This is a genomic window from Streptomyces sp. NPDC014907, assembly GCF_055562975.1.
On the sequence record NZ_JBVHEG010000002.1, the window covers coordinates 517,825 to 541,774 of the forward strand.

Here is a 23,950-nt window from a genome sequence, read left to right on the forward strand (position 1 = left end):
CGGGGCGGGGGCCCCCCCCGGGGGGGGGGCGGCCCCCCCGGGGGGGCCCCCCGGGGGGGGCCCCCCCCCCGGGGGCGCGGGGGGGGGGGGGGGGGCGCCCCCCGGGGGGGGCCCCCCCCCCCTCCGGCGTGTCCGTCCGTGCCAGAGTTCCCCCATGAACCGGATACCCGAGTGGGGCGACGTCCCGCTGCCCCCGGGGGCCCTCCACGTGGCGGTCGGCTGGCGCACCGGGCACGGGGTGCCCGACGTGGACCTGTCGGCGCTGCTCCTGGGGGCCGGGGGGCGGGTGCGGGGCGACGCCGACCTGGTCTTCCACAACCACGTCCGGCACCCCTCCGGGGCCGTGCGGCACCTGGGGAGGTCCGCCCCCTGCGCGCCCGGCGGCCCGGCCGCCGACTGGCTGTGGCTGGACCCCGCGCGCGTGGAGCCGGAGGTGGAACGGCTCGTGATCGCCGCCTCCGCCGACGGGGGAGCCCTCGGACGGGTGCCCTGCCTCGACGTGCGGGTCACCGACGCGGCCGGGGCGCCCCTGGTGTACCGCGCGATCGGGGACGCGACGACCGGGACGGCCCTCGTCGTCGGGGAGTTCCGCCGGGACGGCGGCGGCTGGGGGTTCCGCGCGGACGGCCGGGGATACGCGTCGGGGCTCGCCGGGCTCGCGACGGACTTCGGGATCGTGGCGGAGCCCCCGCCGCCGCCCGTCCCCGGCCCCGGGTACGTGCCCCCGCCCGCTCCTCCGCCGCCCCCTCCCCCGCCGCCCGCGCGGACGTCCGACCCGTACGGCGGGGAGTTCCGGCCCGCCGTGTACCGGGGGCGCGGCAGGGAGACCGTGTGCTGCGGCCCGGGGCTGCCGGCGGGGCGCTGGGTGCTGGTGGAGATCGAGTCGTACCACTCGCTCTCCACCACGGTCGAGGCCTGCGACGCGCGCGGGCGGCCCCAGGAGTACCTGCTCGCGGCGTACGAGGACGACGTGCGCGCCCGGACGGTCGCCCTCGTCCCGCGCGCCCGCCCGCTCTCCCTGCGGGTGGAGGCCGACGCGCCCTGGACGCTGCGGGTGCTGCCGCTCTCCCAGGTGCGCCGGTTCGACAGCCACGTCGAGGGCCTGGCGCACGATCTGGTGCTCTACGACGGGCCGGCCGCGGTCCTGGCCTTCGCGCACCGCGGGGAGTCCCGTTTCACCGTGCACCGGCACGCCCCGCCGCGGGACCCGCTCCACGACGACGAGGAGCGGGAGCTGCTGGTCGACGGGGTCGGCCCGGTGCGCGCGTCCGTCCCGGTCCCGGGCCCCGGGCTGCTGCGGATCGGCGGCGACGGGCCGTGGAAATGTACCGTGCGTCCGTGAGCCGCCCCGTGGAAGGATGGGCGCCATCGTCATGAAACAGAGGAGTTGACCGGGTGCCTGGCACGAACCTGACCCGTGAAGAGGCTCGGCAGCGGGCGGCGCTGCTGACCGTGGACGCGTACGAGGTCGAACTCGACCTCTCCGGCGCGCAGGAGGGCGGCACCTACCGGTCCGTCACCACCGTCCGCTTCGATTCCGCCGAGGAGGGCGCCGAGACCTTCGTCGACCTCGTCGCCCCCGCCGTCCACGAGGCCGTCCTGAACGGGCACGCCCTGGACGTCGCCGCCGTCTTCCGGGACTCCCGGATCGCCCTGCCCCACCTGAAGCGGGGCCGCAACGAGCTGCGGGTGGTCGCCGACTGCGCGTACACCAACACCGGTGAGGGCCTGCACCGCTTCGTCGACCCGGTCGACGACCAGGTCTACCTGTACACCCAGTTCGAGGTGCCGGACGCGCGGCGGGTCTTCGCCTCCTTCGAGCAGCCCGATCTGAAGGCGACCTTCCGGTTCACCGTGAAGGCCCCGGCCGGCTGGACCGTCGTCTCCAACAGCCCGACGCCCGAGCCGAAGGACGGCGTGTGGGAGTTCGCGCCGACGCCGCGGATCTCCACCTACATCACGGCCCTGATCGCCGGCCCGTACCACTCCGTGCACGCGACCTACGAGGGCAAGGACGGGCAGACCGTCCCGCTGGGCATCTACTGCCGCCCGTCGCTCGCCGAGTTCCTCGACGCGGACCACATCTTCGACGTCACGCGCCAGGGCTTCGACTGGTTCCAGGAGAAGTTCGCGTACGACTACCCGTTCGCCAAGTACGACCAGCTGTTCGTGCCGGAGTTCAACGCGGGCGCCATGGAGAACGCGGGCGCGGTCACCATCCGCGACCAGTACGTCTTCCGCTCGAAGGTGACGGACGCGGCGTACGAGCGGCGCGCCGAGACCATCCTGCACGAGCTGGCCCACATGTGGTTCGGCGACCTCGTGACCATGGAGTGGTGGAACGACCTGTGGCTGAACGAGTCGTTCGCCACCTACACCTCGGTCGCCTGCCAGGCCGCCGTCCCCGGCACTCGCTGGCCGAACGCCTGGACCACCTTCGCCAACGCGGAGAAGACCTGGGCCTACCGCCAGGACCAGCTGCCGTCGACGCACCCGATCATGGCCGACATCAACGACCTGGAGGACGTGCTCGTCAACTTCGACGGCATCACGTACGCCAAGGGCGCCTCGGTCCTCAAGCAGCTCGTCGCCTACGTCGGCCAGGACGAGTTCTTCAAGGGCGTGCAGGCGTACTTCAAGGCGCACGCCTTCGGCAACACGCGCCTGTCGGACCTGCTCGGCGCCCTGGAGAAGACCTCGGGCCGCGACCTGACCGCCTGGTCGAAGGCGTGGCTGGAGACGGCCGGCATCAACGTCCTGCGCCCGGAGATCGAGACCGACGGGGACGGCGTCATCACCGCCTTCGCGGTCCGGCAGGAGGCCCCGGTGCTGCCCGCCGGAGCCAAGGGCGAGGCCGTCCTGCGTCCGCACCGGATCGCGATCGGCTTCTACGACCTGGACGGGACCGGCCGGCTCGTGCGCACCGAGCGCCTGGAGCTGGACATCGCGGCGGCCGGGCTGACCGACGTGCCGCAGCTCGTCGGCAAGGCCCGCCCGGCGGTCGTCCTCCTCAACGACGACGACCTGTCGTACGCCAAGGTCCGCCTCGACGAGGTGTCCCTGGCGAACGTCACCGAGCACCTGGGCGACTTCGCCGAGTCGCTGCCGCGCGCGCTGTGCTGGGCCTCGGCCTGGGACATGACCCGCGACGGCGAGCTGGCCGCCCGCGACTACCTGGAGCTGGTGCTCTCGGGCATCGCCAAGGAGTCGGACATCGGCGTGGTGCAGTCGCTCCAGGGCCAGGTCAAGGCGGCCCTCGACATGTACGCGTCGCCGGCGTGGCGCGAGACCGGGCTCTCCCGCTGGACGGAGGCGACGCTGGCGCACCTGCGCGCGGCCGAGCCGGCGAGCGACCACCAGCTCGCGTGGGCGCGCGCCTTCGCGGCGACCGCCCGCACCCCGCAGCAGCTCGATCTGCTCGCCGCCCTCCTGGAGGGGCGCGAGACGATCGAGGGCCTGGCGGTGGACACCGAGCTGCGCTGGGCGTTCGTGCAGCGGCTCGCGGCGGCCGGGGTCTACGACGAGCCGGAGATCGCCGCCGAGCTGGAGCGCGACCGCACGGCGGCGGGCGAGCGGCACGCGGCGACCGCGCGGGCGGCCCGTCCGGCCGAGGCGGCCAAGGCGGAGGCCTGGGCGTCGGTGGTCGAGGACGACAAGCTGGCGAACGCCGTGCAGGAGGCGGTGATCGGCGGCTTCGTCCAGTCCGACCAGCGTGAACTGCTCGCCCCGTACACGGCGAAGTACTTCGCGGCGATCAAGGGCGTCTCGGAGACCCGCAGCCACGAGATGATCCAGCAGATCGTGGTCGGCCTCTACCCGGCGCTCCAGGTCTCGCGGGAGACCCTGGACGCCACGGACGCGTGGCTGGAGGAGCACCGCCCGGCCCCGGCGCTGCGGCGTCTGGTGACGGAGTGCCGCGCGGGCGTCGAGCGCGCCCTGAAGGCACAGGCGGCGGACGCGGCGGCGGCGGTCTGAGGCCGTCCGGGCCGCGTGTGAACGCGTGAGAAGGGGCGCCCTCCCCCCCGGGGGGGGCGCCCCTTTCCCGTGCCCCGGCGGTCAGCCGCCGGACGCCGCGCACCGGGCGGGCGCGCCGGGGGTCCGGGGGCCGGGGGTCCCGGACCCGGTGGGGACCCGTGGGGCGCGGGGCCCCAGCTGGCCCGCCAGGGTGGCGCCGGTGGCGACGGCCATGCCGAGGAGCTGGACCGGGCCGAGCGCCTGGCCGAGCGCCGCCCAGCCGATGACCGCGGCGGTGACCGGCGAGAGGGGGCCGAGGAAGGTGGCGGAGGAGGCGCCGAGGCGCTCGATGCCCCGGAACCAGAGGTAGTACGAGACGGCGGTGTTGCCGAGGGCGAGGTAGGCGTAGCCGGCCAGGTGGGTGCCGGTCAGGGCCGGCGGGGCGCCCTCGGCCAGGAGGGCGACGGGCAGGATGACCAGGCCGCCCGCGGTGAGCTGCCAGCCGGTGAGGGTCAGGGCGCCGACGCCCTCGGGGCGGCCCCAGCGCTTGGTGAGGACGATGCCCGCCGACATCGAGAGGGCGGAGAGCAGTCCGGCGAGGACGCCGGCGGGGTCGAGCGCGGCCCCGGCCCTGAGGACCACCAGGCTGACGCCGAAGGTGGCGGCGACGGCGGTGAGCAGGGTCCTCGCCGTCGGCCGTTCGCCCAGGAAGAGGGCGGCCAGGCCGACGACGAAGAGCGGGCCGACGGAGCCGACGACGGCGGCGACGCCGCCGGGGAGCCGGTAGGCGGCGAGGAAGAGCAGCGGGAAGAAGGCGCCGATGTTGAGCGCTCCGAGGGCGGCGGCCTTCCCCCACCAGGCGCCGCGCGGGAGCCTGCGGGTGAGCGCGAGGAGCAGGAGTCCGGCGGGCAGGGCGCGCATCAGGCCGGTGAAGAGGGGCCGGTCGGGCGGCAGGAACTCGGTGGTGACGGCGTAGGTGGAGCCCCAGGAGATCGGGGCGAGCGCGGTCAGCGCGACGGTGGCGGCTCTGCGGGACATGGCGTTTCCCCTCGGTGCGGATGCCGGCGGCCGGTTCCCGGGGGTCCCGAAGCGGCTTGGCGCCAATTAACTTAGCACTAAGCTACTTCCTGGCAAGCTACTTTTTGGAAAGCTGCTTTTCGGCAAGTCACTCTTTGCCGAGCGACCGGACGGAAGGGGAGACTGGACGCATGGACACCCACACCCCCGGCCCGGGCCCCGCCCACGACGCCGTCGACGCCATCACCGACCAGTGGGCGGCCGTCCGGCCCGACCTGGACACGGTGCCGATGGCCGTCTTCGGCCGGATCTACCGGCTGGCCCAGGCCATGCGCGGCCAGGTGAACGAGGCGTACGCGCCCTACGGCATGGGCCTCGGGGAGTTCGACGTGCTCGCGACCCTGCGCAGGTCCGGCGAGCCGTACACGCTCTCGCCGCGCGAACTGTCCGCCACCCTGATGATCACCACCGGGGGCATGACGGGCCGTCTCGACCGGCTGGAGAAGGCCGGGCTGCTCAGCCGCAGCCCCGACCCGAACGACCGGCGCGGACTGCGGGTCACCCTCAGCGCGCGCGGCAGGGAGCTGGTGGACCTGGCGGTCGCGGACGGCCTCGCGCGGCAGAGGGCGGCCCTGGAGGCGGCACTGGGCGAGGAGGAGGCGGAGCAGCTCTCCGTCCTGCTGCGGAAACTGCTCGCGGCCACCGCGTGACGGGCGGCCGGAGACGCACGGAAGCGCCGCACGGCGTGTCGTGCCGTGCGGCGCCCCCGGCGGAGACGGAGGAAGGGGTCAGACCTTCTTGGACTTGTCGAGCACCATCACCAGGCCGGCGATGACCAGGAACAGCACCAGCGGGGCGGCCACGAACAGGCCGAGGGTCTCGATGACCTCCAGCTTGGGGGCCGGGTCGTCACCGTCGTCGCGGGTGAGCGCGAGCGCGGGGGACGACATGAGCAGCATCATCAGCGTCGTGCCGGCCGCGACGGAGCCGGCGCGCAGGGCGTTCTTCTTGTCCACGGTGCAAACGTAGCGAACGCCTGGAGGCGCCGCGCGCCCGGGGGTGCCGTACGGGCGTGCAGCTCGCTCAGCAGGGCGTGCGCGCGGGGCGAGGCGGCCAGCTCTTCCAGCGTGACCGGCTGCCCGTCGGGACCGGCGAGCGGCAGCCGCCAGTTGGGGTACTCGTCCCAGGTGCCCGGCAGGTTCTGCGGCCGGCGGTCCCCCACGGCGTCCGGCAGCCACACGCCCACCATCCGGGCCGGGGTGGCGAGCAGGTAGCGGTGGACGGCCCTGATCTCGGCCTCCTCCCCCGGACCCTCCGGGAGCAGCCCCAGCCGTTCGAAGAGGCCCCGCCACTCGGCGGTCCCGGCCCGGTCCGCCGCCCGCTCGCGCTCCAGGTCGCCGGGGAGCAGCCCGAGCCGGTGGCGCAGGACGACGTGGTCCCCGGAGAGGCGGGCGGCGGTGGGGGGCAGGTCGTGGGTGGTGGCGGTGGCCACGCACTCCGCGCGCCACTCCTCCGGGGGCAGGGGGGCACCGGTGCCCTCCCAGTCCCGCTCGAACCAGAGCACGGAGGTCCCGAACACCCCTCGCCGGGCCAGCTCCTCCCGCACCCCCGGTTCGACGGTGCCCAGGTCCTCGCCGATGACCAGGGCGCCGGCGCGGTGCGCCTCCAGGACGAGGACGGCGAGCATCGCCTCGGCGTCGTACCGGACGTAGGTGCCCTCGGTGGGTTCGCGGCCCTCCGGCACCCACCAGAGCCGGAAGAGGCCCATCACGTGGTCGATGCGCAGCGCGCCCGCGTGGCGGAGGAGTTCGCGCAGGAGCCCCCGGTACGGGGCGTAGCCCGCGGCGGCGAGGGCGTCGGGCCGCCAGGGCGGCAGGCCCCAGTCCTGGCCCCGGGAGTTGAAGGCGTCGGGCGGGGCGCCGACCGACATGCCCGCCGCGAAGGCCTCCTGGCAGGCCCAGGTGTCCGAACCCTCCGGGTGGACGCCGACCGCCAGGTCGTGGACGATCCCGATCTCCATCCCGGCCTCGCGGGCGGCCCGGGCGGCGTCGGCCAGCTGCCGGTCCGTCAGCCAGGCGAGCCGGCAGTGGAAGTCGACCCGGGCGGCCAGGGCGGGGTCGGCGCGCACGGCGGCCTCCGCCGCGCGCGGGGTGCGCAGTCCCTCCGGCCAGGTGCGCCAGTGGGGGCCGTGCCGCTCCGCGAGGGCCTGGTAGGTGGCGTGGTCCTCCAGGGCGCGGCCCCGCGCGGCGAGGAAGTCGTGGAAGTCGGCGCGCCGGCCCGGGCCCGGCTCGACGCCCGTGACGAGCAGTTCCAGGGCCCGCCGCTTGACCTCCCAGACCGCGTCCCGGTCGATCAGGGCGCCCTTGCCGAGGACCCGTTCCCTCAGCTCGGCCGCGTCGGCGAGGATCCGGTCGAGTTCCTCGCGGCGCTCGGGCCCGAGCAGGGCGTACTCGGGGACCTCCTCGATCCGCAGGTGGACGGGGTCCGGGAAGCGGCGCGAGGAGGGGCGGTACGGGGAGGGGTCCGTCGGCGCACCGGGCACGGCCGCGTGGAGCGGGTTGACCTGGACGAACCCGGCCCCGTGCGTCCGGCCCGCCCAGGTGACGAGCTCGCGCAGGTCGCCGAGGTCACCCATGCCCCAGGAGCGCGTGGAGAGCAGCGAGTAGAGCTGCACGAGCAGCCCGTACACGCGCCGGCCGGGCCCCGGTGCGCGCGCGGGGCTCACGACGAGGGTGCTGGTGGCCGTGCGCCCGTCGGGGGCCTCGGCCTCGACCGTGTGGACGCCGAGGGGCAGCCGCGCCCAGTCCTCGCCGATGACGACCGCGCCGTCCTCGGTGGTGACCTGGAGGCGGGTGCCGGGCGGAAGGCCGGACGGGGGACGCAGGGGAGGCTCCCACCGGGGGGCGGTCACCTGCTGAGGGGCGAACCCCTCGCAGGTGGCGACCTCCTCGTACGGGGCCGTCCCGGCGTCCGCGTCGCACGGGTCCGTCTCCGCGTCCGCGCCGCGGGGGTCCGCCGCGTCGCGCCCGTCGTCCGTGTCCCCGGTCCGCCAGTGGACCAGCGTCGGGGGCAACAGGCGCTCGCGGTCGGCCCGTTCCGCCGCGTCGAGGGCCGCGGCGACCGCCTCCGGGGTGGAGGCGTCGACGCCCAGGGCCGCGAGGACGGCCACCACGGTGGCCTCGGGCACGGGCACGTCGTGGCCCTCGGCGGGGCTGTGGACGGTGGCGACGCCGTGACGGGCGGCGAGACGGGCCAGGGTCACTTCACACTCCGGGGCACTCCGGGCCGCCCGCGCTGACGGGGGCGGTGGGTTCACTGGTCAGGGGGGCCTCCGCGATCAGCGGCGGCTCGCTGGTGAGGGGGGACGCGTCGGGCAGGGGCGGTTCGCCGGTCAGCGGTTCGCCGCCGGGCGGCGCGCCGGGCGGGGGCGGGCCGGCCGGCGGGCCGGCGGCCGGTGCCGGCGGACCGGGAATCCGTATCCCTCCGGGCCGGTGGGCGGTCGTGGTCACAGGGGCTCCCGGTTCGTCTCGACGGGCGGGTCCGGACGGACGGGCCCGGACGGGTGGGATCCGGGCAACCTCTGACACCTACCCACCGCACCTCGTTTTACCGGCGGAGCGGGACGAAGTGGCGTCACCCCGCCGACGGCTCGCCGGGCAAACCCGACACATCGGCCATGTGCGTTGACACGTGCGTGCGACGATGGTGGGCTCGTGACCCACTCGTGACCAACGGCGGAGCGGCCGAAGGGAGAACCCGTGCGCCCCGGACCCAGGAAACGCGGTGCGACGGCCCTCGTCGCCGTCGTCGTCGGCGGCCTCCTCGGCGGCGGCACCCCCGGCGCGGCCCAGGCGCTCCCGGCGGCCCGGACCCTCCCGGGGGCGCACGCCCTCCCGGGGAGCCGGACGTCCCCGGAGACGTCCGCGCGCCCCGGGGCGTCCGCGGTGCCGGGCGCCCGGACGTCCCCGGAGACACCCGCGCGCGTGCCCGCGCCCCCCGCTCCGTCCGGGGCGCCCCCGGCCGGCGCCGGGACGGTCGCCGCGCGGGTGCCCGCCGTCTGGCCCCGGCCGCAGTCCCTGACGGCCGCCGGGCCCCCCGTGCGGCTCGGGGACGAGGTGACGCTGCTCGCGAGCACCGACGCCGACCCGTACGCCCTCGACGCCCTGCGCGGGCTGCTGCGGGCGGCCGGGGTGCGGACCGTCCACACCGGGCTCCCGGGCCGGGGCGCGGTGATCCGCGCCGCCGGGCCCTCCGGGGACGGCGCCGCCGAGGCGCTGACCGCACTGCGCGTGCCCGAACGCCTCGACCTGCCGCACGGCGGCTACCGGCTCGCGACCGGCCGCTTCCGGGGCCGGGACACCGTCGTCCTGGACGGGGTGGGCGAGGACGGCCTGTTCCACGCCGTGCAGACGCTGCGTCAGCTCCTCGGCGCCACGGGTACCGGCGGCACCGGCCGGGAGGTCCCGGGCGTCGTCGTCCGCGACTGGCCCGGCACGGCCGAACGCGGCGTCACCGAGGGCTTCTACGGGAGCCCCTGGACGCGGGAGCAGCGGCTCGCCCAGATCGACTTCCTCGGCCGCACCAAACAGAACCGCTACCTGTACGCGCCCGGGGACGACCCGTACCGCCAGACGCTGTGGCGCGAGCCCTACCCGGCGGCGCGGCGGGCGGAGTTCCGGGCGCTCGCCGAACGGGCCCGCGCCCGTCACGTGACGCTCGGCTGGGCCGTGTCGCCCGCCCAGTCCATGTGCCTGGCCTCCTCCGCCGACGTGACGGCGCTGACGCGGAAGCTCGACGCGATGTGGGCGCTCGGCGTGCGCTCCTTCCACCTCCAGTTCCAGGACGCCTCGTACGACGAGTGGCACTGCTCCCGGGACGCCGACGCCTTCGGGCGCGGCCCCGAGGCGGCGGCCACCGCCCACGCGCGCGTGGCGAACGCCGTGGCCCGGCACCTGGCCGAACGGCACCCGGGCGGCGACCCGCTGACGGTGATGCCGACGGAGTACTACCAGGAGGGGACCACCGCGTACCGCGCGAAGCTCGCCGAGGAGCTCGACGCGGACGTGCGGGTGGCGTGGACCGGCGTCGGCGTCGTGCCGGCCGCCATCACCGGCGGCGAACTGGCCGGCGCGCGCGAGGCGCTGGGCCACCCGCTGGTCACCCTGGACAACTACCCGGTCAACGACTACGCGCAGGACCGGCTCTTCCTCGGACCCTCGACGGGCCGGGAACCGGCCGTGGCCGCCGGTTCCGCCGCCTACCTCGCCCTCGCCATGGAGCAGCCCGTCGCCTCCCGCGTCCCGCTCTTCACCGCCGCCGACTACGCGTGGAACCCGAGGGGCTACCGGCCGGAGGAGTCCTGGCGGGCCGCCGTGGACGACCTCGCGGGCCCGGACCCGGCCGCCCGCGAGGCGCTGCGCGCGCTCGCCGGGAACGGCGCCTCCTCGCTCCTCGCCCCGGCGGGCGAATCGGCCTATCTGAAGCCGCTCCTGACCGCCTTCTGGGACGCGCGCGCCAGCGCGGTCCCGGACCCCCGCGCGCGGGAGGCGCGGGAGAGGACGGCGCGCGGGCTGCGGGCCGCGTTCACCGTGATGCGCACCGCCCCCGAACGGCTCGCGGCCACCGCCGGAGGCGCCCTCGGCGACGAGGCGGAACCGTGGCTGGAACAGCTCTCCCGGTACGGCCGGGCGGGCGAGACGGCGGTCGACGCGCTCCTCGCCCAGGGGCGCGGCGACGGCGCGGCGGCCTGGCGGGCGCAGCGGGAGCTCGAATCGCTGCGGAAGGCCCTGGGGACGAGCCGGGCGACGGTGGGCGCGGGAGTGCTCGACCCGTTCCTCGCGCGCGCGGCGGACGAGGCGGCGGCCTGGACCGGGGCCGACCGGGTCCGGTCGGCGCGGGCCGAACGGGCCCCCGGCTCGTACACCGTGCGCCTCGGCCGGGCCCGGCCCCTGGAGGCCCTGACGGTGATGACCGAGCCGTTCCCGGAGGACGGGCGGGCGCGCCCGGAGGCGCGCGTGGAGGCGTACGTGCCCGGCGGGGGCTGGCGGCCGCTCGGCCCGCTGTCGCCGTCGGGGTGGACGCAGGTCCGGCCGGAGGGGCTGCGGGCCGGGGCGCTGCGGGTGGTGTGGGACGGCGACGGACCGGCACCCGCGGTGCGTTCCCTGGTGCCGTGGTTCGCGGACGGGCCGCGCGCCGGTCTCGCCCTCGCCCGTACGGAGACGGACGCGGAGATCGGCGGGCCGGCGCGGCGGGTGGACGTGGAGCTGACGGGGCGGCGCGCGGACGAGGTGCGCGGCGCGCTGACGGCGAGGGCCCCGAAGGGGATCGCGGTCCGGCTGCCGGAACGGGCGGCGGTGGAGCGCGGCGCCCGGACGCGCGTCCCCCTGGAGGTGTCGGTGGCGGCGGACGTGCCGGTCGGCGCGTACCGGGTGCCGGTGTCCTTCGCCGGCGAGGAGCGGGTGCTCACGGTGCGGGCGTTCCCCCGGACGGGCGGCCCGGACCTGGCGCGGGCGGCGACGGCCTCCTCGTCGGGCGACGAGACCCCGGACTTCCCGGCCTCCTCGGCGGTGGACGGCGACCCGGCCACCCGCTGGTCCTCCCCGGCGGAGGACGGCGCCTGGTGGGGGCTGGAGCTGCCCGCGCCGGTCCGGCTGGGCCAGGTGGTGCTGCACTGGCAGGACGCGTACGCCTCCCGCTACCGCGTGGAGGTCTCGGCGGACGGCCGGACGTGGCGCACGGCGGCGGCGGTCACCGACGGCCGGGGCGGCCGGGAGTCGGTCCGCACGGACGCGCCGGGCACGCGCTTCCTGCGGGTGCGGGGGGAGAAGCGGGCGACCCGCTTCGGCTACTCGCTCTGGACGGTGGAGGCGTACGCGGTGGCGCCGGGGAGCACGCCGGGGACGCCGCCTCCGCGGCCGGGCGCGGCGAAGCGCCCGGCGCCCCCCGCGCCTCCGGCGACGGCCGCCCCGAAGGCCCCGCCGGCACGGGAGGCACGGGAGGCCACGTCCGCGCCCACGCCTCCGGACGCGGACGGGAACGCGGACGCGGACGGGAACGCGGGCGGGGCGACGGGCGCGGGCGCGCCGGAGGAGCGGCCCGCCCCCTGAGGGGCGCACCGCCCTCCGGACCGCCGGGTCCCGGACCGCCGCGCACGGGCTCAGCCCGTCGTCAGCGCCCCCGCGGGGGTCTCGGCGACGGAGTCGATCCGGGCCATCACGTCCTGGGCGCCGTACGCCTCCAGGTACGGCAGCCAACGGGGGTCCCGGTGGCCGGTTCCGATGATCCGCCAGGCCGGGCCGGTCGGCGGGGCCGGCTGGTGGCGCAGCCGCCAGCCGAGTTCGCGCAGGTGCCGGTCGGCCTTGACGTGGTTGCAGCGGCGGCAGGCCGCCACCACGTTGTCCCAGGCGTGCGTGCCGCCCCGGCTGCGCGGGACGACGTGGTCGACGCTGGTCGCGACGCCCCCGCAGTAGGCGCAGCGCCCGCCGTCGCGGGCGAAGAGGGCCCGGCGGGTCAGGGGAACGGGCCCCCGGTAGGGGACCCGTACGAAGCGCTTCAGCCGCACCACGCTGGGCGCGGGGACGACTTGGGTCTCGCTGTGCAGGAAGGCGCCGGACTCCTCGAGGCAGAGGGCCTTGTCCTCCAGTACGAGGACGAGTGCGCGGCGGAGCGGTACGACGCCGAGCGGCTCGTACGACGCGTTGAGGACCAGGACGTGCGGCACGGATGCCTCCTATGACGCCGGCGGCGCGTGGCTCGCGCCGGGACGAACTGCCCTCAGTCTCTCCTCATGCCCGGCCGGAGCGCCACCACGTGACGGGACCCGGGTGGGGGACCCGGAGGTGTTCCCGGCCACATCGGCATCTCCTCCCTCATGCCCGGGTGAGGTCCGTCTCTCCCTCGAACACGGCAGCCGGACCACACCCGCCGCCCCGTTACTGTGGATGACTTGCGTACGCGATGCCTGGAGGTTGTCCCGTGTCCTGGTCCGCCCTGGCGGCTGCCACCGAACCCGAACCCATGCCGGTGACCCTGGACGAAGCCGCGGAGCGCGCCACGAACGCCGCCACCTGGGTGGAGGAGAACTGGTCCACCTGGCTGAACACCGGGCTGCGCATCCTCCTCATCCTGGTCGTCGCGCTGCTCCTGCGGATGGCGGTCCGCCGGGCCCTGACGAAACTGATCGAGCGGATGAACCGTTCGGCGCAGGCCGTGGAGGGGACGGCCCTGGGCGGTCTCCTGGTCAACACCGAGCGGCGGCGGCAGCGCTCGGAGGCCATCGGCTCGGTGCTGCGCTCGGTCGCGTCGTTCCTGATCCTCGGCACGGCCGGGCTGATGGTCCTCGGCGCCTTCAAGATCGACCTGGCGCCGCTGCTCGCCTCGGCCGGTGTGGCCGGCGTGGCGATCGGCTTCGGCGCCCGGAACCTGGTGACCGACTTCCTCTCCGGCGTCTTCATGATCCTGGAGGACCAGTACGGCGTCGGTGACTCGATCGACGCGGGCGTGGCCTCCGGCGAGGTCGTCGAGGTGGGCCTGCGGGTGACCAAGCTGCGCGGGGTGGACGGCGAGATCTGGTACGTGCGCAACGGCGAGATCAAGCGGATAGGCAACCTCAGCCAGGGCTGGGCCACGGCCGCCGTCGACGTGACGGTCCGCCCGACGGAGGACCTGGACCGGGTGCGGTCCGTGATCACCGCGGCGGCGGAGGCCATGGCGAAGGAGGAGCCGTGGAACGAGCGCCTCTGGGGTCCGGTGGAGGTGCTCGGCCTCAACGAGGTGCTGCTCGACTCGATGACGGTCCGGGTCGCGGCGAAGACGATGCCGGGCAAGGCGCTGGGCGTGGAGCGCGAGCTGCGCTGGCGGATCAAGCGGGGCCTGGACGAGGCGGGCATCCGTATCGTGGGCGGTCTCCCGGCGCAGGCCGAGGAGGAGGCGGCCGACCCGGCGGCGGGCGTGGCGGCGCCCTCGGTCTTCGCCAACACGGCCTCGCCGCAGTCGGCGGCGGCGACCCCGCTGCCGAGGTCGGACCTCTCCAAGTAGCCGTTCCTCCCGGGCGGGCGGCTCCTCCGCCCGGCCGGTTCTCCCCGGCCGGCCCCCCGGAGGGGCCGTCCGCCGTCCCGCGCGCGGGCCCCCGCGGGTAACGCTTCGGTTGCCTTCGGGGGTCCTGCGCGTGCCCGGGTATTGACGGCTCCGCGACGGGCGCCTTATTTTCCTCCCACGCAATAGGAAACTTTCCTAACAATGCAAGGGCAGGTGCGTGCGTCATGGCCGGTACGACCCAGAGGGTCCCGGGCGTCCCGGGCACTCCGGGAACCCCGGGCACGCCCCGCGTGCTGCGGGCCATGAACGACCGGGCCGCCCTGGACCTGCTCCTGGAGCACGGCCCCCTCTCCCGCACCCGGATCGGCAAGCTCACCGGCCTCTCCAAGCCGACCGCCTCCCAGCTCCTCGCCCGCCTCGAAGCGGCCGGGCTCGTCGTCGCCACCGGCACCACCGAGGGCCGCCCCGGGCCGAACGCCCAGCTCTACGCGGTCAACGCGCACGCCGCGTACGCCGCCGGACTCGACGTCACCACCCGCCGCATCCGCGCCGCCGTCGCCGACGTCACCGGCGAGATCGTCGGCGAGTCCGAACTGCCGACCCCCGGGCGCTCCGCCGCCGGGGTCGTCCGCCAGGTCACCGACGCCCTCGACGGGGCCGTGGAGGCGGCCGGCATCGCCCGCGAGGACGTGCGGCGCCTCGTCATCGGCACCCCCGGCGCCTTCGACCCGGCCACCGGCCGGCTGCGGTACGCCTCCCACCTGCCCGGCTGGCACTCCCCCACCCTCCTGGAGGAACTGGCCGCCGCCCTGCCCATGCCGTTCGAGTACGAGAACGACGTCAACCTGGTCGCCCTCGCCGAGCAGCGCCTGGGCGCGGCCCGGGGCCACTCCGACTTCGTCCTGCTCTGGAACGAGGAGGGCATCGGCGCCGCCCTCGTCCTGGGCGGCCGGCTGCACCGGGGCTTCACCGGCGGCGCCGGCGAGGTCGGTTTCCTGCCCGTGCCCGGAACCCCGCTCGTACGGCAGGTCACCAAGGCCAACTCGGGCGGCTACCAGGAACTGGCGGGAGCGCAGGCCGTGCCCCGGATCGCCCGCTCGCTCGGCATCGAGACCCCCGAGCAGCCGTACGCGCCGGTGGCGGCCGGACTGCTCGCCCACGCGGGCGGGGCGGCGGACGAGGACCCCCGGTACGCGGCCCTGCTGGACCGCTACGCCGAGCGCGTCGCCATCGGGCTCTCCTCCGTCGTCGCCGTCCTCGACCCCGAGCTGATCGTCCTGTCCGGCGACGTCCTGGTCGCCGGCGGCGAGCCGCTGCGCGCCCGCGTGCAGTCCGAACTCGCCGACCTCGCCGCCTCCCGGCCGCGTCTCGTCCTCGCCTCCGTGCCCCGGCACCCCGTCCTGCGCGGCGCCCTCGAAAGCGCCCTCGCCGCCACCCGTGACGAGGTCTTCGACACCTCCCGCTGAACCCCCGCCCGTCCGGGGCCCGCGAACCGGCACCGCCCCCGTCCCGCACGTCCCCCGTCCCACACCCCTCCGCCCAGGGAGACCACCATGCCCGTACGTCCGCGCAGAGCCGCCGTCGCGCTCGCCGCCACCGCCTCGATCGCGCTCCTCGCCTCCGCCTGTACCGGCTCCGCGGACAACGCGGCCGCCGACGACCCGAACGCGAGGACGACGATCACCTTCTGGCACGGCTGGTCGGACCCCGCCGAGGTCAAGGCGATCGAGGCCAACGTCGCCCGCTTCGAGAAGGCCCACCCGAACATCGAGGTGAAGACCGTCGGCGGCATCGACGACGCCAAGCTCGGCCAGGCCCTGCGCGCGGGCGGCTCGAACGGGCCGGACGTCATCTCCTCGTCCACCACGTCCAACGTCGGCAAGTTCTGCGCCTCGGGCGCGCTCGCGGACCTCAAGCCCTTCATCGAGAAGTCGAAGCTGGACCTGGAGAAGACCTTCCCCAAGGTCCTCCGGGACTACACCCAGTTCGAGGGCAAGCGGTGCAGCCTGCCGCTGCTCTCCGACGCGTACGGGCTCTACTACAACAAGGACGCGTTCCGGGCGGCCGGTCTCGACCCCGAGGCCCCGCCGAAGACCTGGAGCGAGTTCACCGAGGTCGCCAAGAGGCTCACCAAGCCCAGGGGCGACTCCTACGAGCGGCTCGGCTTCATGCCGAACTACCTGGGCTACGAGACCTCCTTCTCGCACTACATGTCGCAGTGGAAGCACTCCTACTTCGGCGAGGACGGCAAGTCGAACGTCGCCCGGGACCCGGCGTTCGCGAAGATGATGACGTACCAGAAGTCCCTGGTGGACGCCCTGGGCGGGTTCCGGAAGCTCGACAGGTACCGCACCTCCTTCGGTGACGAGTGGGGCGCCAAGCACCCCTTCCACACCGGCCAGGTCGCCATGCAGCTGGACGGCGAGTGGCGGCTGAAGTTCACCCAGCAGCACAAGGTCGGCTTCGACATCGGCGTCGCGCCGCTGCCGGTCGCCGACGACGAGGTGGCCGAGTACGGCAAGGGCTACCTCTCCGGCACGATCATGGGCATCGCGCCGCAGAGCAGGAAGCAGAACGCGGCCTGGGAGCTGGTCAAGTACATGACCACGGACACCGACGCCGTGGTGGGCTTCGCCAACGACATCGGCAACGTCCCCTCCACCCTGGAGGCGCTGAAGTCCCCGAAGCTGGCGTTCGACCCGCGCTTCAAGACCTTCCTGGACATCGCCCGGCACCCCGCCTCCAGCACCTCCGACGGCGCGGTCAACGGCTCCTCCTACGAGGACACCCTCCAGAAGTTCGCCCAGCAGTACGAGAAGGGCCAGGTCGCCGACCTGAAGAAGGGGCTCGCCGACACGGCCGCCCAGATCGACCGCGACATCGCCGCGGCGAAGTGACGGCCGGACACCGCCCATGAGCACGGACACCCTGCCCGCGAAGGAGGCGGCCGCCCCGGCCGCCCCCTCCCCCCGGGGACGGAACACGTCCCGGTCGAGGCGCCGGCGCGACGCGCTGCGCGCCCTGGCGTTCATGTCGCCCTGGCTGATCGGATTCGGCGTCTTCTTCGTCTATCCGCTCGTCTCCACCCTGTACTTCTCCTTCATGAAGTACGACGGCCTCAACCCCCCGGAGTGGCGGGGCACGGACAACTGGTCGTACGTCTTCACCGACTTCCCGCAGTTCTGGCCGGCCCTGCGGAACACCCTCTGGCTCTGCGTCGTCATGGTCGGCTGCCGGGTGCTCTTCGGGCTCGGCATCGGCATGCTGATCACGAAGATCAAGAGGGGCGCCGGAATCTTCCGGACCCTCTTCTACCTGCCGTACCTGGCCCCGCCGGTGGCGGCCACGCTCGCCTTCGTCTTCCTGCTCAACCCCGGCACCGGCCCGGTCAACTCGCTCCTGGAGGCGGTCGGCCTGCCCGCCCCCTCCTGGTTCAACGACGCGTCCTGGTCCAAGCCGGCCCTGACGCTCCTCGCCGTGTGGGGCGTCGGGGACCTCATGGTCATCTTCATGGCCGCGCTGCTCGACGTGCCGAAGGAGCAGTACGAGGCCGCCGAGCTGGACGGCGCCTCGGCACCGCAGCGGTTCCGCTACGTCACCCTGCCGAACATCTCCCCGATCATCCTCTTCGCGGTCGTCACCGGGATCATCGGCGCGATGCAGTACTACACCCAGCCGATCGTGGCCGCCAAGGTCGCCTCGGGGGTGATCGGCGGCACCGGCGTCACCTTCGTCCCCGGCCACCCGGACGACTCCACGCTCACCCTGCCGCAGCTCGTCTACAGCCTCGGCTTCAGCCAGTTCAACTACGGCGCGTCCTGCGTGGTGGCACTGGTGCTCTTCGTCCTCTCCATGGCCTTCACCGCGCTCCTGATGCGCCGGCGCGGCGGCCTGATCGGCTCGGGTGACCGCACATGACCCCCACCGCCACGGTCCCGGACCCCGCCGGGACGCGGGCCCGCCGCAGGGCCCTGCTGCACTGGATCGCCGTGCACTCGCTCGGCGTCGCCGCCGCCCTGTTCTTCGTGCTCCCGTTCGTCTTCGTCCTCCTGACCTCCCTCATGAGCGACGACCAGGCGCTCACCCGGGACCTCACGCCGAACTCCTGGCACTGGGACAACTACGTCAAGGTCTTCGAGACCGAGGGCTTCCTCACCTGGTGGAGGAACTCCCTGCTGTACGCCGGCCTCGGCACCGTCCTCGTCGTGGTGTCCTCGGTCCCCGTGGCGTACGCGCTCGCCAAGTTCCGCTTCCGCGGCCGGCACCTGTCGCTGCTCCTCGTCATCTCGATGATGATGCTGCCGCCGCAGGTCGTGATCATCCCGATGTACCTGTTCTGGGCGAAGCAGATGGACCTCTCCGGCACCCTGTGGCCGCTGATCGTGCCGATGGCGTTCGGGGACGCCTTCGCCATCTTCCTGCTCCGCCAGTTCCTGCTGACGATCCCCGACGAGTACGTGGAGGCCGCGCGGATCGACGGGTGCGGCGAACTGCGCACCCTGCTCCGGGTCGTGGTCCCGATGGCCAGACCGGGCATCGCCGCGGTGGCCCTGTTCCAGTTCTTCTACTGCTGGAACGACTACTTCGGGCCGCAGATCTACGCCTCCGAGAACCCCGGTGCCTGGACCCTCAGTTACGGCCTGGAGTCCTTCAAGGGCGCGCACCACACCGACTGGAATCTGACCATGGCCGCGACCGTCCTGGTCATGGCCCCCGTGATCCTCGTCTTCTTCTTCGCCCAGAAGGCGTTCGTCGAGGGAGTCACACTGACCGGAGTGAAGGGCTGAACCACACATGAAGCTCGCTGTCGTGGGGGGCGGTTCCACCTACACCCCCGAACTGATCGACGGGTTCGCGCGGCTGCGCGACACCCTGCCCGTCACCGAACTCGTCCTCGTCGACCCGGTCGCCGACCGGCTGGAGCTGGTCGGCGGACTCGCCCGGCGGATCTTCGCCAAGCAGGGGCACGACGGGCGGATCGTCACCACCTCCGACCTGGACGCCGGGGTCGAGGGCGCCGACGCCGTCCTGCTCCAGCTGCGGGTCGGCGGGCAGGCCGCCCGCGAGCGGGACGAGACCTGGCCGCTGGAGTGCGGCTGCGTCGGCCAGGAGACCACCGGCGCCGGCGGCCTCGCCAAGGCGCTGCGCACCGTCCCGGTGGTCCTGGACATCGCGGAGCGGGTCCGGCGCGCCAACCCGGACGCCTGGATCATCGACTTCACCAACCCCGTCGGCATCGTGACGCGGGCGCTGCTCCAGGCCGGGCACAAGGCCGTCGGCCTGTGCAACGTGGCCATCGGCTTCCAGCGGAAGTTCGCCGCGCTCCTCGGCGTGGCCCCGTCGGACGTGCACCTGGACCACGTCGGGCTCAACCACCTGACGTGGGAGCGGGCGGTGCGGATCGGGGGCCCCGAGGGCGAGAACGCGCTGCCCCGGCTGCTCGCCGGGCACGGCGACGCGATCGCGGACGACCTGCGGCTGCCGCGCCCGGTCCTGGACCGGCTCGGCGTCGTCCCCTCGTACTACCTGCGCTACTTCTACGCGCACGACGAGGTGGTGCGGGAGCTGGCCACCAAGCCGTCGCGGGCCGCCGAGGTGGCCGCGATGGAGAAGGAACTCCTGGAGATGTACGGGGACCCGGCGCTCGACGAGAAGCCGGCCCTGCTCGCCGGGCGCGGCGGCGCCTTCTACTCGGAGGCGGCCGTGGACCTGGCGGCCGCCCTGCTGGGCGGGGGCGGTTCGCCGTACCAGGTGGTGAACACGTACAACAACGGCACGCTGCCGTTCCTGCCGGACGACGCCGTCGTCGAGACGCAGGCGGCGGTCGGCGCCCACGGCGCCACCCCGCTGCCGGTCGCGCCGGTGGACCCGCTGTACGCCGGTCTGATCGCGAACGTCACGGCCTACGAGGACCTGGCCCTGGAGGCGGCGCTGCGCGGTGGCCGCGACCGGGTCTTCAAGGCGCTGCTCGCGCACCCGCTGGTGGGCCAGTACGCGTACGCCGACGGCCTGACGGACCGGCTGATCGCCCACAACCGGGAGCACCTCCCGTGGGCGTGAACGGAGTGCTGCTCGCGATCGACGCGGGAAACAGCAAGACCGACGTGGCGGTCCTCTCCCGGGGCGGCGCCGTCCTCGGGGCGGCGCGCGGCGGCGGCTTCCAGCCCCCGGTGGTGGGGGTGGGGACGGCCGTGGACGCGCTCGCGGAGATCGTCGCGCGGGCGTGCGCCGAAGCCGCTGTCCCGCCGGTGTTCGCGCACGTCACGGCGTGCCTGGCCAACGCCGACCTGCCCGTCGAGGAGACCGGGCTCCGGGACGAGCTGCTGTCCCGGGGCTGGAGCGGGTCGGTCCGCGTCCACAACGACACCTTCGCCATACTGCGGGCCGGGATCGACGAGCCCCGGGGCGTGGCCGTGGTGTGCGGCGCCGGGATCAACTGCGTCGGGATGACCCCGGACGGGCGGACCGCGCGCTTCCCCGCGATCGGGAAGCTCTCCGGGGACTGGGGCGGTGGCGGCGGCATGGCCGAGGAGGCCCTGTGGTTCGCGGCGCGCGGTGAGGACGGGCGCGGCGAACCGACCGAGCTGTCGCGCGCGCTGCCCGCCCACTTCGGCCTGGAGACCATGTACGCGCTGATCGAGGCGCTGCACCTGGGCCTGGTGCCCGCCGAGCGGCGGCACGAGCTGACGCCCGTGCTGTTCCGGGTGAGCGCGGCGGGCGACCCGGTCGCGCTGGCGCTCGTGCACCGGCTGGCCGAGGAGGTCGTGGTCATGTCGACGGTGGCGCTCCGGCGGCTCGGGCTGCTCGACGAGCCGGCTCCGGTGCTGCTGGGCGGCAGCGTGCTGGCCGCGCGCCACCCGCAGCTGGAGGAGCGCGTCCGCGCGCTCTTCGCGGAGCGGGCGCCGAAGGCGACGGTCGGTTTCGTGACGGCGCCGCCGGTCCTGGGGGCGGGGCTCCTCGCCCTGGACGAGTGGGCGGAGGGGCCGGAGGCGGCGGCCCGGCTGCGGGAGCACTACGCGGCGTGAGAACGGTGGGCCCCCGGCCGTGTGCCGGGGGTGGGACGGGGGCGCGGCCCCCGGGCGCACGGGGCGTCCCGGCCGGTCCGGCGGGACGCCCCGCCGCCGTGTGCGGGAGGGGGTGGGGCCCGGGGCCGCACGCCGGTCCGGGCCGGCCCCGGGACGCCCGCGCCCACGTTCACCTGTTCGGGCGACGTCCGGAGCGGAACCGATCGCGGCCGGGCGGCGTATTCATGACGAGGGGGTTCTCCCGCCGGCGCGGAAGAGGCGTGGGGCACGATGGGGGCGAGCAGGAACAAGATCGGGTCAATCCCGGTGTGCGGAAGGCCCCCTGCGGCCATACTGCTGGCCGGGCGGTCCCGCGCCGGAGCCGGTTCCCGCCGGCGTTCCGGGCGGACCGGCCGATGTCGACGACCGAGGGGGAGGTCACATGGCACACCCGCCGAACGCGCCCGCCGCGCCGGCGGCGCGGAGCACGGCACCGGCGCCCGCGCGCCCGGCCGGCGTGCCCGCGCAGCCGTCGCCCGTTCCCGCCGGGCCCCCGCCCGCCGGACACGGGGCCTGGGCCGTGGGGCGGGAGCGGCTGCGGACGGCCGCGACGACCGAGCCCGGCCGGCTCCGCGTCATCGGAGCCGTACTGGCGCTGCTGGTCGTCGCGTTCGGGGCCGTCACCGCCCTGGAGGTCCACGACCGGCTCTCCGTCGCCGACGACGTGGTCGGCCGCAGCCAGCCGCTGAGCGCCGATGCCGCCGCCGTCTACCGCTCCCTCGCCGACGCCGACACCACCGCGGCCGGCGGCTTCCTCGCCGGCACCCTGGAGCCCGAAGCGTCCCGCAAGCGGTACGCCGCGGACATATCCACCGCCTCCCGGCTCCTCGTCAAGGCCGCCGCGAACACGGGCGGTTCGCCGGAGTCCGCCCGCGAGATCACCGTCCTCAACGAACAGCTCCCCCACTACACGGGGCTCGTCGAGCGCGCGCGGGCCGCCAACCGGCAGGGCCTGCCGCTGGGCGGCGCCTACCTGCGGTACGCCAACCAGCGGATGACCACCGTCCTGCTCCCCGCCGCCGAGCGGCTGTACGCGGCGGAGACGGAACGGCTCCACCGGGACGACGCGGCGGCCCGCGCCCGGCCCCACCTGTCGCTCGCGCTCGGTCTCCTCACCCTCGCCGTCCTCGGCTGGGCCCAGCGCCGCGAGTACCTCCGCACCCACCGGGTCTTCAACCACGGACTGCTCGCCGCCACCGCCGCCACGGCGGCCGTCCTGCTCTGGCTCGTCGCCGCGCACACCGTCGCCCGGGCCGGCCTGGACGACGCGCGGGCGCACGGGCAGGAGTCCCTCCAGGTCCTCAACACCGCCCGGATCAGCTCGCTCACCGCCCGCGCCAACGAGAACCTGACCCTGGTCGCCCGGGGCGCCGTCCTCACCGAGGACGGCAAGGGCGACAAGTACGAGGCCGACCACGCGGCGGGCATGGCCGCCCTGGAGGCCGCGCTCGCCGGGGCGGGGAGGCTCGCCGACGACGAGGCCGGGCGGGCCCCGGTCGGCGACTCCGTCCGCAGCGCGGCGGAGTGGCGGCAGCGCCACAAGGACGCGCGCGCGAAGGACGACGCCGGCGACTACGAGGGCGCCCTCGACCGGATCATCGGCCCGGAGGACTCCACCGGACAGTCCTTCGACCGGATCGACGCCGCCCTGGAGCGGGCCCTCGCGCACGAGCAGGCCGAGTTCACCCGCTCCGCCGAGGACGCCCGGGACACGCTGGCGCCGCTGCCTCTGGGCGCGGCGGCCCTCGCGGTCCTGGGAGCGGCGGGCGCCGTGCTCGGCGTCAACCGCAGACTGTCGGAGTACCGGTGAGAGGGGGAGAGGTGTCCGAGGGGACGGAGCCGCTGGTGCGGCGGACGGCACGGCGGCTGCGCGGCTGGGGCGGGGTGGCGGCCATGACCCTGGCCTGCGGGCTCACCGCCGGCTCGCTCACCCTGCTCCCGGCGGCGCACGGCGGGGACGGCACCGCGCCCCCGTCCGGGACGGCCGGGCCCGGCGCGGGCGCCGGCGTCCGGGTCAGGGCGGACACCTGCCGGAACCCGGAGGCCTCCCTCACCCCCTCCACGGAGGACGGTCCCTCGGTCCGGGCCATCAAGGCCCGCGGGAAGCTGGTCGTCGGCGTCGACCAGTCCAGCTACCGCTGGGGCTACCGGAATCCGGAGAAGGGCGTCCTGGAGGGGTTCGACATCACGCTGGCCCGGGCCATCGCCAAGGACCTCCTCGGCGACGAGAAGGCCGTCATCCTCCGCGCGATCCCCACCAACCAGCGGGTCGACGCCCTGAACAACGGCACGGTCGACCTCGTCGTGCGCACCATGACGATCAACTGCAAGCGCATCCGGCAGGTCGCCTTCTCCACCGCCTACTTCCGGGCCGGGCAGCAGGTCCTGGCGCCCCGGCTCGACAGGAGCATCACCGGCTACGACTCCTCGCTGCGCGGCAAGCGGGTCTGCACCGCCGAGAGCTCCACCGCCTACGAGGCCCTGGAGAGGAACTCCTTCGGCGCGCTCTACAAGGACGAGGGCGACGGCACGAAGGACGACCGGGACCTGCTGACCGTCCCCAACCAGCTCGACTGCCTGGCCCGGCTCCAGCTGGGCGAGGTGGACGCGGTCGTCACCGACAACGCCCTCGCGGCCGGCCAGGCCGCCCAGGACCCGGCGGTCGAGCTCAAGGGCGAGCCGTTCACCGAGGAGTACTACGGGGTGGCGGCCAAACTGGGCAACGACGACCTGGTGCGCCGGGTCAACCACGTCCTGGTGGGATACCGGCAGGGCCCCTGGCAGCAGGCGTACGAGAAGTGGCTGAAGAAGGACCTGCCCGGCATACCGGGGCCGCCCGCCCCCCTGTACAAGTAGCGCCGATGGACGGGCGGCTCCGG

General features: G+C 75.1%; 18 protein-coding genes. 13 read left to right on the forward strand and 5 right to left on the reverse strand.

Annotated features, from left to right (window positions below):
- Positions 1-154 precede the first annotated feature (154 nt).
- A complete protein-coding gene (locus tag ACZ3IL_RS07780; RefSeq protein WP_467387665.1) occupies positions 155-1,342 on the forward strand; it encodes a TerD family protein in 1,188 nt (395 codons plus the stop codon).
- A gap of 53 nt (positions 1,343-1,395) precedes the next feature.
- Entirely contained in the window at positions 1,396-3,975 is a 2,580-nt protein-coding gene (gene pepN / locus ACZ3IL_RS07785; protein WP_467387667.1) for an aminopeptidase N, read from the forward strand.
- Between the two features lie 81 nt (positions 3,976-4,056).
- Here pepN and ACZ3IL_RS07790 read toward each other — a convergent pair whose 3' ends face one another.
- Positions 4,057-4,992, reverse strand: coding sequence for an EamA family transporter (locus ACZ3IL_RS07790; RefSeq protein ID WP_467387669.1), 936 nt, complete (start codon positions 4,990-4,992; stop codon positions 4,057-4,059).
- Positions 4,993-5,162: 170 nt separating this feature from the next.
- On the opposite strand from ACZ3IL_RS07790, the gene ACZ3IL_RS07795 reads away from it, so the two are divergent.
- Positions 5,163-5,681, forward strand: a complete 519-nt coding sequence (locus ACZ3IL_RS07795; protein WP_467387671.1) for a MarR family winged helix-turn-helix transcriptional regulator — start codon at positions 5,163-5,165, stop codon at positions 5,679-5,681.
- Positions 5,682-5,759: 78 nt separating this feature from the next.
- On the opposite strand, the gene ACZ3IL_RS07800 is transcribed toward ACZ3IL_RS07795, so the two are convergent.
- The 3 genes from ACZ3IL_RS07800 to ACZ3IL_RS07810 are packed head-to-tail and all read right to left on the reverse strand — an operon-like array spanning position 5,760 to position 8,480.
- Positions 5,760-5,987 (reverse strand): hypothetical protein, encoded by a 228-nt coding sequence (locus ACZ3IL_RS07800; protein ID WP_467387673.1) that lies wholly within the window; start codon positions 5,985-5,987, stop codon positions 5,760-5,762.
- Positions 5,933-8,233 carry a 4-alpha-glucanotransferase gene (gene malQ, locus ACZ3IL_RS07805; RefSeq protein ID WP_467387674.1) on the reverse strand — a complete coding sequence of 767 codons (2,301 nt, stop codon included), beginning with the start codon at positions 8,231-8,233 and terminating at the stop codon, positions 5,933-5,935. The genes ACZ3IL_RS07800 and malQ overlap by 55 nt, the downstream gene beginning before the upstream one ends.
- A gap of 1 nt (position 8,234) precedes the next feature.
- On the reverse strand, positions 8,235-8,480 hold the full coding sequence (locus ACZ3IL_RS07810; RefSeq protein WP_467387676.1) for a hypothetical protein: 246 nt from the start codon (positions 8,478-8,480) through the stop codon (positions 8,235-8,237).
- Positions 8,481-8,729: 249 nt separating this feature from the next.
- On the opposite strand from ACZ3IL_RS07810, the gene ACZ3IL_RS07815 reads away from it, so the two are divergent.
- Positions 8,730-12,077: a beta-N-acetylglucosaminidase domain-containing protein gene (locus ACZ3IL_RS07815; RefSeq protein ID WP_467387678.1), complete on the forward strand. Its 3,348-nt coding sequence runs from the start codon at positions 8,730-8,732 to the stop codon at positions 12,075-12,077.
- Positions 12,078-12,127: 50 nt separating this feature from the next.
- Here ACZ3IL_RS07815 and ACZ3IL_RS07820 read toward each other — a convergent pair whose 3' ends face one another.
- Complete coding sequence (locus tag ACZ3IL_RS07820; RefSeq protein WP_467387680.1) at positions 12,128-12,691, reverse strand: HNH endonuclease; 564 nt, start codon at positions 12,689-12,691, stop codon at positions 12,128-12,130.
- Between the two features lie 236 nt (positions 12,692-12,927).
- On the opposite strand from ACZ3IL_RS07820, the gene ACZ3IL_RS07825 reads away from it, so the two are divergent.
- The 9 genes from ACZ3IL_RS07825 (at position 12,928) to ACZ3IL_RS07865 (ending at position 23,927) form a co-directional block, all read left to right on the forward strand.
- Complete coding sequence (locus ACZ3IL_RS07825) at positions 12,928-14,007, forward strand: mechanosensitive ion channel family protein (protein ID WP_467387682.1); 1,080 nt, start codon at positions 12,928-12,930, stop codon at positions 14,005-14,007.
- A 224-nt stretch (positions 14,008-14,231) separates the two neighbouring features.
- Positions 14,232-15,473: an ROK family transcriptional regulator gene (locus tag ACZ3IL_RS07830; protein ID WP_467387684.1), complete on the forward strand. Its 1,242-nt coding sequence runs from the start codon at positions 14,232-14,234 to the stop codon at positions 15,471-15,473.
- 87 nt (positions 15,474-15,560) lie between these two features.
- A complete protein-coding gene (locus tag ACZ3IL_RS07835; RefSeq protein WP_467387686.1) occupies positions 15,561-16,904 on the forward strand; it encodes an ABC transporter substrate-binding protein in 1,344 nt (447 codons plus the stop codon).
- 16 nt (positions 16,905-16,920) lie between these two features.
- Complete coding sequence (locus ACZ3IL_RS07840; RefSeq protein WP_467387688.1) at positions 16,921-17,925, forward strand: carbohydrate ABC transporter permease; 1,005 nt, start codon at positions 16,921-16,923, stop codon at positions 17,923-17,925.
- Positions 17,922-18,794 (forward strand): carbohydrate ABC transporter permease, encoded by an 873-nt coding sequence (locus ACZ3IL_RS07845; RefSeq protein WP_467387690.1) that lies wholly within the window; start codon positions 17,922-17,924, stop codon positions 18,792-18,794. The genes ACZ3IL_RS07840 and ACZ3IL_RS07845 overlap by 4 nt, the downstream gene beginning before the upstream one ends.
- A gap of 7 nt (positions 18,795-18,801) precedes the next feature.
- The gene (locus tag ACZ3IL_RS07850) at positions 18,802-20,067 is read left to right on the forward strand and encodes a 6-phospho-beta-glucosidase (RefSeq protein WP_467387692.1); all 1,266 of its coding nucleotides are present in this window, start codon (positions 18,802-18,804) and stop codon (positions 20,065-20,067) included.
- On the forward strand, positions 20,058-21,032 hold the full coding sequence (locus tag ACZ3IL_RS07855) for an N-acetylglucosamine kinase (RefSeq protein ID WP_467387694.1): 975 nt from the start codon (positions 20,058-20,060) through the stop codon (positions 21,030-21,032). The genes ACZ3IL_RS07850 and ACZ3IL_RS07855 overlap by 10 nt, the downstream gene beginning before the upstream one ends.
- 421 nt (positions 21,033-21,453) lie before the next feature.
- On the forward strand, positions 21,454-22,881 hold the full coding sequence (locus ACZ3IL_RS07860) for a hypothetical protein (protein ID WP_467387696.1): 1,428 nt from the start codon (positions 21,454-21,456) through the stop codon (positions 22,879-22,881).
- The gene (locus tag ACZ3IL_RS07865) at positions 22,878-23,927 is read left to right on the forward strand and encodes a glutamate ABC transporter substrate-binding protein (RefSeq protein WP_467387698.1); all 1,050 of its coding nucleotides are present in this window, start codon (positions 22,878-22,880) and stop codon (positions 23,925-23,927) included. Before ACZ3IL_RS07860 ends, ACZ3IL_RS07865 begins: the two co-directional genes overlap by 4 nt.
- Positions 23,928-23,950 lie beyond the last annotated feature (23 nt).